Origin of the sequence: Mariniflexile sp., from assembly GCF_041583155.1 — a bacterium.
In the GTDB taxonomy this organism is placed as follows: Bacteria; Bacteroidota; Bacteroidia; order Flavobacteriales; family Flavobacteriaceae; genus Mariniflexile.
The window spans coordinates 15,365-28,852 of record NZ_JBFHGK010000027.1 but is presented as its reverse complement, the minus strand read 5'-3'; the positions used below and the strand labels follow the sequence as shown (position 1 = coordinate 28,852).

Sequence of the window (13,488 nt, the reverse complement as noted above, 5' to 3'; positions counted from 1 at the left end):
TCCCAATATGGGATTTTTCTATATAAGACCTCGTTTCTGTAACCAAGAATCCATGATTTGATTAAATTCTTCAGGATGTTCCATCATGGCAGCATGCCCACATTTATCAATCCAAAACAACTCAGAATCTGGTAATAGTTCATCAAATTCCACTGCAACTTCAGGAGGTGTTACATTGTCATTTTTTCCCCAAATTATACAGGTTGGAATATTCATTTTTGGTAAATCTTTTGCCATATTATGGCGAATGGCACTTTTTGCTATAGCCAAGGTTTTTATAAGTTTATTGCGGTCGTTTACGGTTTCATAAACCTCGTCTACAATTTCTTTAGTAGCAATTGCAGGGTCGTAAAAAACATCTTGAGCCTTCTTTTTTATAACTTCATAGTCACTGCGCTTGGTGTAACCACCGCCCATGGCACTTTCGTAAAGACCTGAACTTCCTGTGATTATAAGTCCTTTTATTTTTTCAGGATGTAATTTGGTGTGATATAAACCTATGTGGCCGCCTAAGGAGTTGCCTAATAAAATAACTTCGTTAAAGCCTTTGAATGTTATAAAGTCATTCAGGTATTTAGCAAAGCTTTTAACGTTGGTTTTAAGAATAGACATGGTGTAAATAGGTAACTCGGGAATAATAACCTTGTAGCCTTTTTGACTAAAGTGTTTTATTACCGCATCAAAATTACTCAAGCCTCCCATTAAGCCGTGTAAAACGATAATGGGTGTGCCTTCACCGGCTTCAATGTAGCTGTAATTTTTCTCTTTTTTTAATCGATGCGTCATTAATCAGTTGGTCATTGCTTTGAAACAAATATAGTTATTTCATTCAAATTTCAATGACTTTATTAAGGCTCTATATTAAAATTTCATCACAGAGATGTTAACAATTCTGATATTATAAAATGATAGACTTTAAAGTATTGATTTTTAGTGTCTATAAGTGTTAGTGTTGGATGAATGGGATTTTTAATATCAGATAATCGAAAATTTATTAACAATGTGGTAGAAAGTGGTAAAAAGTGGTAAAATTTCAATATATTTGAATCACAAATACTCAAATTTTTTCAAACTGCATTGGACTTATTAACAGGAACATACGATTGTAAAGTGGATGCTAAAGGCAGGTTAATGATGCCTTCTCTGCTTAAAAAACAGCTGTCTTCGGTTTTGGAGGATGGTTTTGTTCTGCGTCGTTCGGTGTTTCAAAAGTGTCTGGAATTGTATCCTATGGGTGAATGGCAGGTTCTTATGCAGAAAATTAATAAGCTTAATAAGTTTAAAAAGAAGAATAATGATTTTATCCGTCGCTTTACTGCTGGGGTTAAAATGGTGGAAGTGGATACGAATGGACGCTTATTGATACCAAAGGATTTGACGGTATTTGCGAATATTTCAAAAGATATAGTGATTACTTCGGTGGTAAATATTATTGAAATATGGGATAAAGATTTATATGAACAAGCCATTGATGATGCTACTGTAGATTTTGCAGATTTAGCAGAAGAGGTGATGGGACAAGATGACGATGATTATGGAATATCATAACCCGGTATTATTAAAAGAAACTGTTGATGGATTAAATATAAATCCGGATGGGATATATGTGGATGTAACTTTTGGTGGGGGCGGCCATAGTAAAGAGATATTAAAGCGGCTTGGTGATAAAGGAAGATTGTTTGCTTTTGATCAGGATCAAGATGCTCTTGAGAATGTTATTGATGATTCCAGGTTTGTCTTGATAAACGAGAATTTTCGATTCATAAAACGTTTTTTGAGATTTCATGGCGTGAGACAGGTGGATGGGATTTTGGCGGATTTTGGAGTGTCTTCTCATCAATTTGATGTTGCTGAACGTGGTTTTTCAACTCGTTTTGAGGCTAATTTGGATATGCGTATGAATCAGCAAAATAACTTATCGGCTTTTCATGTGGTAAATAAATATGATGAGGAGCAACTGAAACAGGTTTTTTTGCAGTATGGAGAATTAAGGGCTGCACCTGCAATGGCGAGATTGATTGTGGAAAGTAGAGAGGTTGAGCCAATTGTTACTAGTGAGCAGCTTAAGAAGGTGCTTAGTAGGTTTTTGCCTCCAAGGCATGAGAATAAGGTGTTGGCTCAAATATATCAGGCTATTCGCATAGAGGTAAACCAAGAGATTGAAGCGTTAAAAGAGTTTTTGTTGCAAACGCCAGAGATTTTAAAAGAACATGGGCGTTTGAGTTTTATCTCCTATCATTCTTTAGAAGATAGGTTGGTGAAACGCTTTATAAGAAATGGTCTTTTTGAAGGTGAACCCGAGCGTGATATGTATGGAAATTTTGAAGTGCCATTAAAAAAAGTTGGCGGCTTGATAGTGCCTTCTAAAGCTGAAATAAACGCAAATAGTAGGGCGAGAAGTGCAAAGCTTCGCATAGCCGAAAAAATATAATTAGAGGTGACTAATTGGTGTTAAAGCCGAAGGTAAATGATATGAAGACAAATATTTATAAACTGTTGAAAGGTACTTTTTTGGTAAGTGACGACTCTTTTAAAAATTGGAGGTTTATCATTTTTATTTCGGCTTTAGCTATCATCATGATTGCGAGTTCGCACAGTGCTGACAAAAAGGTGTACGAAATAGCGCGATTGAAAAATGAAGTAAACGAAATGCGTTCTGCCTTTATTGATGGTCGTTCAAGGTTGATGAAACTTAAAATGGAATCCAATGTTGTAGAGGTTATGTTAAAAAAAGGCATAGCGCCGTCGGTAATTCCGCCAAAAAAAATAAAGGTAAAAACACAAGAGTAAAGAATACTAAGTGGTAAACGAAAAGAAAATATTGCATAGATTGTATTTTATAGCTGGATGTATGTTCGTCTTCGGGCTTGCTGTTGCATTTAAGCTGGTGAGTATTCAATTCATGCAAGGTGATAAATATAAGGCATTGGCAAGCGAACGTGTTGTAAAGAATGTTATTATCCCTGCTAATAGGGGTAATGTGTATTCTGTGAAGGGAAATTTGCTAGCAACCTCGGTGCCTAAATACGATATTAGGTTTGATGCTGTTACTCCGTCTTCTAAAATCTTCGAAAAATATATTAAGCCACTAAGTGATTCGCTTTCAAGATACTCAGGTAAATCTTCAAGTCATTTTCAAAATGAATTAAGAAAAGCTCGGGCTCTTCGAAATCGTTATTATTTAATAGCGAGAAATGTGGGCTATTCAGAATACATCCGGTTACGTAATTTTCCAATGCTTGAATTAGGAGCTTTTAAAGGTGGTTTGATTGTGGAGCAAACTACAAAACGCGAACATCCAATGGGAGGTATTGCGCAACGAACTATTGGTTATGAGCGTATTGATGAAAATGGAAACGTTACAAGACCTGGAATTGATGGTGCTTTTGGTGTGAAATATCTAAGGGGGGTTGATGGTCAGCGTAAAAAACAACAGATAGGAAAAGGGCAGTGGAAACCTTTGAATGATGCAAATGAAATTGATCCGAAAAATGGCTATGATGTATATACAACTATCGATGTGAATATTCAAGACATCGCACATCATGCGCTTCTGGAACAGTTAGAAAAGTATAAGGCAGACCATGGTTGTGTTGTGGTTATGGAAACTAAAACGGGCGAAATTCGCGCTATTTCAAATCTGGGAAGAAATAGTGAAGGCTTGTATTACGAGCGTTTGAATTATGCTTTAGGCGAGTCTCACGAGGTGGGATCTACCTTTAAGTTAATGGCTTTAACCGCGGGTATTGAAGATAAGGTGATTGATACAAGCGATGTTGTTGATACTGAAAAAGGGATTATTTGGTTTTATGGAAAACCGGTTAGGGATTCGCATCATGGTGGTTATGGTAAAATAACACTCTCTAAAGCTTTTGAAGTGTCGTCGAATACTGGAATAGTGCGTGCTATTGATAAAGCTTATGGAAAAACACCGAGTAAATTTGTGGACAGGCTTTACGCAATGAATCTTCATAACGATTTGGAACTTCCAATTATTGGAGAGCCAAAACCGGTAATTCCAGATCCGAGAATTAAAAACGGCCGCTGGAGCGGAATAGCACTGCAATGGATGGCATATGGGTATGGGGTGTCGTTTACACCTTTACAAACTTTAACATTTTATAATGCCATTGCTAATGGTGGTGAAATGGTGAAACCTCAGTTTTTAAGAGAGGTGAAAGAGTTTGATGAAGTTATTGTGCCATTTAAGAAGGAGGTAATTAACGAACAAATTTGTTCGAAGGAGACTATTGCTAAAGTACAACAACTACTTAAAAACGTAGTTGAGAAAAAGCATGGTACAGGGCATAGGTTGTATTCCGAGAATTTTTCAATGGCTGGAAAAACAGGAACCTGCCAAAAAGATTATGCAAATAAGGATAAGTTGAGTTATATCTCTTCGTTTGCAGGGTATTTTCCAGCTGATAATCCTAAATATTCATGCATTGTGGTTATTCATGAGCCCGATAAAAGTGTGGGTTATTATGGTGCCGATGTATCAGGGCCTGTTTTCAAAAAAATTGCTCAAAAAATATTTACGGATACACCTATTTTAAATGAAGTGAAATCGTTAGATGTAAAAATTGCTTCTGTAGAAAAGGAGTATAATAATTTCTATAAAATAGCCCAATTACATAAAACTATCATGCCAAATGTGGTTGGTTTGCCTGCTATGGATGCCTTGGCTTTACTTGAAAATATGCAAGTGAAGGTGAAAGTGAAATTGGAAGGCAATGGTATTATTAAAAAGCAATCTATTGCACAAAATATAAAATTAAAGAATAACCAAATCGTAGTATTAACCGCATCATGATAGCATTAAAAGATATATTATATAAAGTAACCATTAACGCTGTAGTTGGTACTACAAATGTTAAGGCGACTGCTATCGATTTTGATTCAAGAAAAATCAAAAGCGGTTATGTTTTTGTAGCTATTAGAGGAAGTGTTTCTGATGGACATAAATACATCGATGTTGCTGTAAAGCAAGGTGCTGTTGCTGTTGTTTGTGAGGAAATCCCTGAAAACACAATTGATGGTGTAACTTATGTGGAAGTAGATAATTCGAATAAAGCTTTAGCAATTATGGCTTCGAATTTCTATGAGAATCCTTCGGGAAATTTAAAACTAGTAGGTGTAACTGGAACCAATGGAAAAACAACCGTGGCGAGTTTGTTGTATCAACTATTTAAAAAAGCAGGTTATAAAGTGGGCTTGTTGTCAACAGTGAAAATTATGGTTGACAATACAGAATTTAAAGCAACACATACAACTCCCGATTCTTTAACAATTAATAGTTATTTGCAAAAAATGAATGCAGAGGGTGTTGAGTTTTGCTTTATGGAAGTGAGTTCGCATGGCATTCATCAGTCAAGAACCGAAGGGTTGCATTTTCAAGGGGGTATCTTTACGAATTTAACACACGATCATTTAGACTATCATAACACGTTTGCGGAATATCGCGATGTAAAAAAAATGTTTTTTGATGGATTGTCAGACAAAGCATTTGCGCTTGTAAATGTTGATGACAAGAATGGAATGGTTATGTTGCAAAATACAAAGGCACGTAAATATACTTATGCATTAAAAAGTTATGCAGACTATAAATCTCAAATTTTAGAAAATCAATTTGGAGGTTTATTGTTAAAAGTAAATGATGCAGAGGTTTGGACACGGCTAATAGGAAATTTTAATGCCTATAATATTTTGGCTATTTATGCTACCGCAGAATTATTAGGGCTTGAAAAAGTAGAAATATTGCGTTTAATAAGCGAATTGGAAAGTGTTAGTGGACGTTTTCAATACATAATTTCGAATAGTAAAATTACGGCTATTGTAGATTACGCTCATACTCCAGATGCTTTAAAAAATGTGTTGGAGACCATAAATAGTATTCGTACTAAAAATGAGGAATTAATAACCGTAGTTGGGTGTGGTGGTGATAGAGATAAAACCAAGCGTCCAAAAATGGGACATATTGCTTCGGCATTAAGTACTAAAGTGATTTTTACGAGCGATAATCCCCGTAGTGAAGAACCGGAAATAATTTTAAAAGAGATTGAAAAAGGGGTGGAGCCTCAAAATTTCAAAAAAATATTAACTATCACTGATAGGTTGCAAGCTATAAAAGCTGCCTGCCAAATGGCGCAGCCAAACGATATTATTTTAATAGCAGGAAAAGGTCATGAAACCTATCAGGAAGTTAAGGGTGAACGAACTGATTTTGATGATTTTAAAATCGTTCAAGAATTATTAAAACAATTGAATAAATAAATATTAAAGTTAAACCTGTTTTGGTGGAGTTGTTTAGTCGATTTCACAACTAAGGAACAAACAACTTAACAACAAATTAAAGAATGTTATATTACCTATTTGATTATTTAGAAAAGCAATTCCAAATTCCTGGAGCCTCTCTTTTTGGGTTTATTACCTTTAGAGCAGCTTCAGCCATGATTTTGTCGTTGTTAATTTCTACCATATATGGAAAACGCATTATTCTTTTCCTTCAAAAACAACAAGTAGGCGAAACTATTAGAGAATTAGGCTTAGAAGGACAACAAGAAAAAGCAGGAACTCCAACCATGGGAGGTATTATTATCATCCTTGCCACACTTATTCCTGTGCTATTATTGGCCAAATTAAGCAACGTTTATATTGTATTGCTTATTGTTACAACCATTTGGATGGGAACGATTGGGTTTATTGACGACTATATTAAAAAATTTAAAAAAGATAAAGAAGGCTTAAAAGGGCGTTTCAAAATATTAGGGCAAGTGGGTTTAGGTATTATTGTTGGGACTACCCTGTATTTTAGCCCGTATGCCACTATAAAAGAGAAATTGCCAGTTGAAGTTCGTCAACAAATGGTTGCGGAAAATCCTAACGTATCACCTACAAAGTTTTTTAAAGCGGAAGCCAAATCAACTAAAACAACCATTCCATTTGTGAAGGGTAACGAATTTGATTATGCGGATATCATTACTTGGATCAGTCCAACACTTAAGGATTATGGTTGGATTATATTTACAATAATCTCCATTTTTATAATCACAGCAGTTTCAAATGGTGCTAATCTTACGGATGGTATTGATGGGTTGGCTGCAGGAACTTCTGCCATAATTGTGCTTACACTAGGCATTTTTGCATGGGTATCTGGAAACATTATTTTCTCCGATTACCTAAATATTATGTATATCCCGAGGGTAGAAGAAATTACTATTTACATCGCTGCTTTTGTTGGAGCCTTAATTGGGTTTTTATGGTACAATACCTATCCGGCTCAAGTGTTTATGGGTGATACAGGTAGTTTAACTATAGGAGGTATTATAGCAGTAATTGCTATTGCAGTTCGAAAAGAATGGTTGATTCCGGTGCTTTGCGGTATATTTTTAGCAGAAAATTTATCGGTTGTTATGCAAGTGAGCTGGTTTAAATATACCAAGAAGAAATATGGTGAAGGACGTCGTATTTTCAAAATGTCGCCGTTACATCATCACTATCAGAAATCTGGATATCACGAAAGTAAAATTGTAACCCGTTTTTGGATTATAGGCATTTTGTTAGCCATTCTTTCTATCGTGACATTGAAAATTAGATAGATGAAAAGATTAGTTGTTCTTGGGGGAGGCGAAAGTGGAGTAGGAACTGCACTTTTAGGAAAAGCAAAAGGCTTCGGTGTTTTTGTTTCCGATAAGGGGAAAATAAAAGAAAAATACAAACAAGTTCTTATACATAATGAGATTGATTGGGAAGAGGAAATGCATACGGAAAGTAAAATTCTAAATGCGGATATCGTAATGAAAAGTCCTGGAATTCCTGATAAAGCACCTTTGGTAAAACAAATTAGAGAAAAGGGGATTTCAGTGGTGTCAGAAATTGAATTTGCCTCAAAATTCACCACAGCGACCATAGTGGGTATAACGGGAAGTAACGGGAAAACAACTACGTCAACTTTAACGCATCATCTTTTGAAACAAGAGTTGGAAGTGGGGTTAGCAGGCAATATAGGTGACAGTTTTGCAAAACAGATTCTGGAAAAAGACTATGCAAACTATGTGTTAGAAATTAGTAGTTTTCAGTTAGATGATATTGTTGACTTTAAGCCTCACATAGCAGTTATAACAAATATTACACCCGATCATTTAGATAGATATGATTACAAATTTGAGAATTATATCGCTTCAAAATTCAGGATAGCAAAAAATCAAACAAAAGATGATTATTTGATTTATGATGCTGATGATGAAGTTTTAACTAAATGGTTATTCGAACGCCCAGTTCAATCAACATTATTGCCATTTTCATTGGTGAAAACAATAGAAAACGGTGCGTATTTAGACAAAGAAAATATTATAATAACAATAGATAACAATAAAATAATTATGCCAACATCAAGCTTAACATTAGAAGGAAAACACAATATTAAAAATGCTATGGCAGCTTCTACTGTGGCGCATTTGCTAAAAATTAGAAAGCAAACCATTCGCGAAAGTCTTGAGAATTTTCAAGGTGTAGAACATCGCTTAGAACAAGTACTTAAAATTAATAAAGTGCAGTATATAAACGATTCGAAAGCAACAAATGTAAATGCTACATATTACGCTTTGGAAAGTATGGATGCTCCTACGGTTTGGATTGTTGGTGGTGTTGATAAAGGGAACAACTATGAAGAATTGTTTTCATTCGTAAATGAAAAAGTAAAAGCAATAATCTGCTTAGGTGTTGATAATGCAAAACTTTTAAATGCATTTGGGAACATGGTCGATGTTATTGTTGAAACTCAATTTATGAGTGAGGCAGTTAAAATAGCTTATAAATTGGCAGAATCAGGAGATAATGTGTTATTGTCGCCTGCTTGTGCTAGTTTCGATTTGTTTGAAAATTACGAAGATAGAGGTCGTCAATTTAAAGAAGCTGTTAGAAATTTATAGAATCCTGATGTGTGAGCAAAAGGAGTACAAAGTCAAAGTTTAACGAAGTAAAATTCGTTTGTATTAAAAGTAACCATTTAAAATAGATTTGCGCAAGTGCGGAAATAAACCATGCAAACAGTATTAAATAACATAAAAGGTGATAAATTAATTTGGGCCATAGTAGCATTGTTGGCTATTGTGTCCTTTTTGCCTGTTTATAGCGCTGCGAGTAATTTGGCATACAGAACTGTTGGTGGAAATACATTCACTTTTTTTATTAAGCATTTAGTGCATTTGGCTTTAGGTTTTGCCATTATGTATGGAGTTCATAAAATACCATACCGTTATTTCAAAGGTTTATCGTTAGTTATGATTCCAATTGTGTTGGTTTTGCTTGGTCTTACCATGTTGCAAGGTACAACTATTGAGGGTGCTAGTGCTAGTAGATGGATTCAAATACCAGTTGTTGGGGTGTCGTTTCAAACATCAACTTTAGCATCGGTGGTTCTTATGATTTATGTAGCAAGATATATGTCTAAAATACAAGATAAAACAATTACGTTTAAAAGTTCTCTTTGGCCACTTTGGGCACCTGTATTTTGTGTTTTGGCATTAATTTTACCGTCCAATTTTTCAACAACCGCTATTATGTTTTTAATGGTTTTAATTGTTGTGTTTATTGGTGGGTATCCATTAAAATATATTGGAATAATATTAACCATGGGTCTGATAGGTTTGATTGTTTTTATAGGTATTGCCAAATTAACAACAGGCCCGTTAAATGTTAAAGTGCAAACTTGGCAGAATAGAATCATAAACTATTCCAATGACGAAGATACCGAAGCCGATTATCAAATAGAGAAAGCGAAAATTGCAATTGCAACTGGAGAAGTATTGGGTGTTGGCCCCGGAAAAAGTATTCAAAAGAATTTTTTACCACAATCTTCGTCCGATTTTATTTTTGCAATTATAATTGAGGAGTATGGGTTGCTTGGAGGTTTTTTTATTATGGTGTTGTATATGTGGTTTCTGTTTAGAATTGTAATAGTATCTCAAAAAGCCGACACTATTTTTGGAAAGTTAGTAGTTTTGGGAGTAGGGTTGCCTATCATTTTCCAGGCGTTAATAAATATGGCGGTAGCAGTAGAGTTGTTTCCGGTTACGGGGCAAACTTTGCCTCTAATTAGTAGTGGAGGAACTTCTATTTGGATGACGTGTTTGGCAATAGGGATTATTCTAAGTGTTAGTGCCAAACGTGAAGAAATTAAAGAGCAAGAAAGTGTTGAAGATAATCCATTAGAAATTTTGTCTGAAACAATTTAAATAATAAGTGTAGAAAGTATTAAAAATATAAGTTTAACTAAATGTCGCAAGAAGTACTGGAAAAGTACTTAATGAAAAAATAAGGTGAGCAATAAAGACAAAACATATAAAATAATATTATCTGGCGGTGGAACAGGTGGTCATATCTATCCGGCAATTGCTATTGCAAACGAGTTGAAATTGCGATTTCCAAATGCTGAATTTTTATTTGTAGGAGCGGAAGATAGGATGGAGATGGAAAAAGTCCCACAGGCAGGATATGATATAAAGGGACTTTGGATTTCAGGTATTCAGCGTCAATTGACTTTGAAAAATTTAATGTTTCCTTTTAAATTGGTAAGTAGTCTTTGGAAGGCAAGAAAAATAATAAACTCGTTTAAGCCAGATGTTGTTATTGGTACAGGTGGTTTTGCAAGCGGGCCTTTATTGCAAATGGCAGCATCAAAAAAAGTGCCTTGTTTAATTCAGGAGCAAAATTCATTTCCAGGAATTACTAACAAAGTTTTGGCTAAAAAAGTCCAAAAAATATGTGTAGCCTATGATGGCTTGGAACGTTTCTTTCCAAAGGAGAAGTTGATTAAAACAGGGAATCCTGTAAGAGAAAGTTTGTTGGATATCGACTCTAAAACTGTGGAGGCTAAAGACTTTTTCAATTTAAAGCATGGAAAATTAACACTATTAATTTTAGGTGGTAGTTTGGGGTCTAGACGAATTAATCAGTTAATTGAAAAGGAATTGGAATTTTTGCAAATGCAAAATGTTCAAGTTGTTTGGCAATGTGGTAAGTTGTATTATCAACAATATAAAATATATAACCACACCAAAGATGTGCAGGTTTATGAGTTTTTAAATAATATGGATTTTGCTTACGCTGCTGCCGATATAGTTATTTCGCGTGCAGGAGCAAGTTCGGTGTCTGAGCTTTGTATTGTGGGGAAACCCGTAATTTTTATCCCTTCGCCAAACGTTGCTGAAGATCATCAAACTAAAAATGCCATGGCCATTGTGGATAAAAATGCAGCATTAATTATAAAAGAAGAAGATTTGGATGTAGATTTTGAAAGTAAGTTTTCAAAATTAATAGCTTCGTCTGAAAGACAGAAGGAATTAGGAATGAACATAAAAAAGTTGGCATTGGTTAATGCAACAAGTCAAATTGCCGATGAGGTTGAAAAGCTGTTAAAAAGTTAATGGATTTAAATGCTATACATAACGTTTATTTTGTTGGTATCGGTGGTATCGGTATGAGTGCTTTGGCACGCTATTTTGTTGCCAATGGAAAACGTGTTGCCGGATACGATAAAACACCAAGTGATATTACAGATAGTTTAAAAGATTTGGGTGTTGAAGTGCATTTTGAGGATGCTGTAAAGCATATTCCGTCAGTATTTTTAAATTCAGAAACCACTTTAGTTGTTTATACGCCAGCAATTCCAACAGGGCATTTGGAATTGGAATATTTTAAAATGAAAAATTTTCAAATTTTAAAACGTTCTAAAATATTGGGGTTAATTACCGAGAATACATTCTGTTTAGCTGTAGCGGGTACGCATGGCAAAACAACTACAACTAGTATCCTGGGACATTTGTTGAATGAGTGTGATGTGCCTTTAACTGCATTTTTAGGAGGGATTTGTGAAAATTATAATTCCAATTTAATTATAAATGGAACCGAGGTTTCTGTGGTTGAGGCTGATGAGTTTGATCGTTCCTTTTTAACATTGTCTCCAAATTTTGCTGGAATTACTTCTATGGATGCTGATCATTTGGACATTTATGGAGACGCTTCCGAATTAGTTAAGTCCTTTGAAGACTTTTCTAAAAGAGTAAAACCTAACGGTAAATTATTTGTTAGAAATGGTCTGCCTATTCAAGGAATTACATATGGTATTGAAGATGATTCCGATTATTCGGTTCAAAATTTAAAAATAGAAAATGGCACCTATATTTTTGATGTAAAAACACCATCAACGGTGCTTGAAGGTTTGCAATTTAACCTACCAGGTAGACATAATTTGTCTAATGCGCTAATAGCTTTGGCAATGGCTGTAGAATATGGTTGCTCTCACCAACAGCTTGCTAAAGCTTTAGCGTCTTTTAAAGGTGTGAAGCGTCGGTTTACCTATCAAATAAAAACGGAAAGTTTCGTTTTTATTGATGATTACGCACATCATCCAGAAGAAATTAATGCGGTTCATCAAGCGGTTCGAGAAATGTATTCAGATAAAAAAGTCTTGGCAATTTTTCAACCACATTTATTTAGTAGAACCCGCGATTTTATTGACGATTTTGCAAAAAGTTTATCTCAGTTTGATGAAGTATTATTGCTTGATATTTATCCCGCACGAGAATTGCCTATGGAAGGAGTAAACTCGGAATGGTTATTAAGTAAAATGACAAATAAAAATAAGCAGTTAGTTAGTAAGGAACAATTATTGCAAAAAATCCACGAGAGTGAAGCGAAAATTGTATTAACAATTGGTGCAGGAGATATAGGAGAAGAAGTAAAACGTATTAAAAAAGAGTTTAGCGTTGAAAATTAACTGGAATTACATAAAAATGATTGTTTTAATGGGGGTAGTGGTGTTTCTTTTTGCCTTTTCATCGCATAGAAATGCCGTTAGATATGTAACCGCTCCAGACATTACGTTTATTGGGGAAAGTAGTCCGTTTATAACTAATCAGAATGTTAGTAAATTGTTAATACAAAATTTTAAAGGAGTTAAAAATGTTCCTAAAGAAACTTTAGCTTTGAATGAGTTAGAAGTAGCCCTGAAATCTAACCCTTTAATAAAATCGGCTGAAGTGTATGTAGCTGTAAATGGAACACTTAAGGTTGAAATTGAGCAGAAAACACCTATTGCAAGAGTAAGTACAAACGCCTCTTTTTACATAGATGCTGACGGTTTTTATATGCCATTGTCAAGTAATTATGCAGCTAGGGTGCCTCTTGTTACGGGGAATGTTGATAAAAATAATTTAAAAAGCATCCATTTAGTAGCTGATAAAATTAAGAATGATGAATTTTTAAAAACAAATGTTATAGAAATTCATCGCGGAAATAACGGGATGATGTATCTGAAGTTACGTCAATGCCAATTTTTAGTGCAATTAGGAAGTACTAAAAATTTAGATAAGAAAATTAATAACCTGAAAGCGTTTTATCAAAAAAACCTAGAAGAGAAAACGCTTGGGAATTATAGTAAAGTGAATTTGCAGTTTGATAACCAAGTAGTATGTACCAAAATATAAG

General features: G+C 34.6%; 12 protein-coding genes. 11 read left to right on the top strand and 1 reads right to left on the bottom strand.

Annotated elements, in window-relative coordinates; genetic code table 11:
- Positions 1–18 precede the first annotated feature (18 nt).
- Positions 19–786, bottom strand: coding sequence for an alpha/beta fold hydrolase (locus ABYI63_RS10950; RefSeq protein ID WP_372756389.1), 768 nt, complete (start codon positions 784–786; stop codon positions 19–21).
- 291 nt (positions 787–1,077) lie between these two features.
- On the opposite strand from ABYI63_RS10950, the gene mraZ reads away from it, so the two are divergent.
- From mraZ to ABYI63_RS10895, 11 genes are all read left to right on the top strand, one after another.
- The gene (gene mraZ, locus ABYI63_RS10945) at positions 1,078–1,548 is read left to right on the top strand and encodes a division/cell wall cluster transcriptional repressor MraZ (protein WP_372756388.1); all 471 of its coding nucleotides are present in this window, start codon (positions 1,078–1,080) and stop codon (positions 1,546–1,548) included.
- On the top strand, positions 1,535–2,431 hold the full coding sequence (gene rsmH, locus ABYI63_RS10940; protein WP_372756387.1) for a 16S rRNA (cytosine(1402)-N(4))-methyltransferase RsmH: 897 nt from the start codon (positions 1,535–1,537) through the stop codon (positions 2,429–2,431). The genes mraZ and rsmH overlap by 14 nt, the downstream gene beginning before the upstream one ends.
- A gap of 41 nt (positions 2,432–2,472) precedes the next feature.
- Positions 2,473–2,790 carry an FtsL-like putative cell division protein gene (locus ABYI63_RS10935; protein WP_372756386.1) on the top strand — a complete coding sequence of 106 codons (318 nt, stop codon included), beginning with the start codon at positions 2,473–2,475 and terminating at the stop codon, positions 2,788–2,790.
- A gap of 61 nt (positions 2,791–2,851) precedes the next feature.
- On the top strand, positions 2,852–4,813 hold the full coding sequence (locus ABYI63_RS10930; protein ID WP_372756385.1) for a penicillin-binding protein: 1,962 nt from the start codon (positions 2,852–2,854) through the stop codon (positions 4,811–4,813).
- Positions 4,810–6,273 carry a UDP-N-acetylmuramoyl-L-alanyl-D-glutamate--2,6-diaminopimelate ligase gene (locus ABYI63_RS10925; protein WP_372756384.1) on the top strand — a complete coding sequence of 488 codons (1,464 nt, stop codon included), beginning with the start codon at positions 4,810–4,812 and terminating at the stop codon, positions 6,271–6,273. Before ABYI63_RS10930 ends, ABYI63_RS10925 begins: the two co-directional genes overlap by 4 nt.
- A gap of 83 nt (positions 6,274–6,356) precedes the next feature.
- Positions 6,357–7,598, top strand: coding sequence for a phospho-N-acetylmuramoyl-pentapeptide-transferase (gene mraY, locus ABYI63_RS10920; protein WP_372756383.1), 1,242 nt, complete (start codon positions 6,357–6,359; stop codon positions 7,596–7,598).
- Positions 7,599–8,930 carry a UDP-N-acetylmuramoyl-L-alanine--D-glutamate ligase gene (gene murD, locus ABYI63_RS10915; protein ID WP_372756382.1) on the top strand — a complete coding sequence of 444 codons (1,332 nt, stop codon included), beginning with the start codon at positions 7,599–7,601 and terminating at the stop codon, positions 8,928–8,930. It begins immediately after the preceding gene.
- A 111-nt stretch (positions 8,931–9,041) separates the two neighbouring features.
- Entirely contained in the window at positions 9,042–10,235 is a 1,194-nt protein-coding gene (locus tag ABYI63_RS10910; RefSeq protein WP_372756381.1) for an FtsW/RodA/SpoVE family cell cycle protein, read from the top strand.
- Positions 10,236–10,319: 84 nt separating this feature from the next.
- Positions 10,320–11,426, top strand: a complete 1,107-nt coding sequence (murG, locus tag ABYI63_RS10905; protein ID WP_372756380.1) for an undecaprenyldiphospho-muramoylpentapeptide beta-N-acetylglucosaminyltransferase — start codon at positions 10,320–10,322, stop codon at positions 11,424–11,426.
- A complete protein-coding gene (gene murC, locus ABYI63_RS10900; protein WP_372756379.1) occupies positions 11,426–12,778 on the top strand; it encodes a UDP-N-acetylmuramate--L-alanine ligase in 1,353 nt (450 codons plus the stop codon). Before murG ends, murC begins: the two co-directional genes overlap by 1 nt.
- Complete coding sequence (locus ABYI63_RS10895) at positions 12,768–13,487, top strand: cell division protein FtsQ/DivIB (protein ID WP_372756378.1); 720 nt, start codon at positions 12,768–12,770, stop codon at positions 13,485–13,487. The genes murC and ABYI63_RS10895 overlap by 11 nt, the downstream gene beginning before the upstream one ends.
- Position 13,488 lies beyond the last annotated feature (1 nt).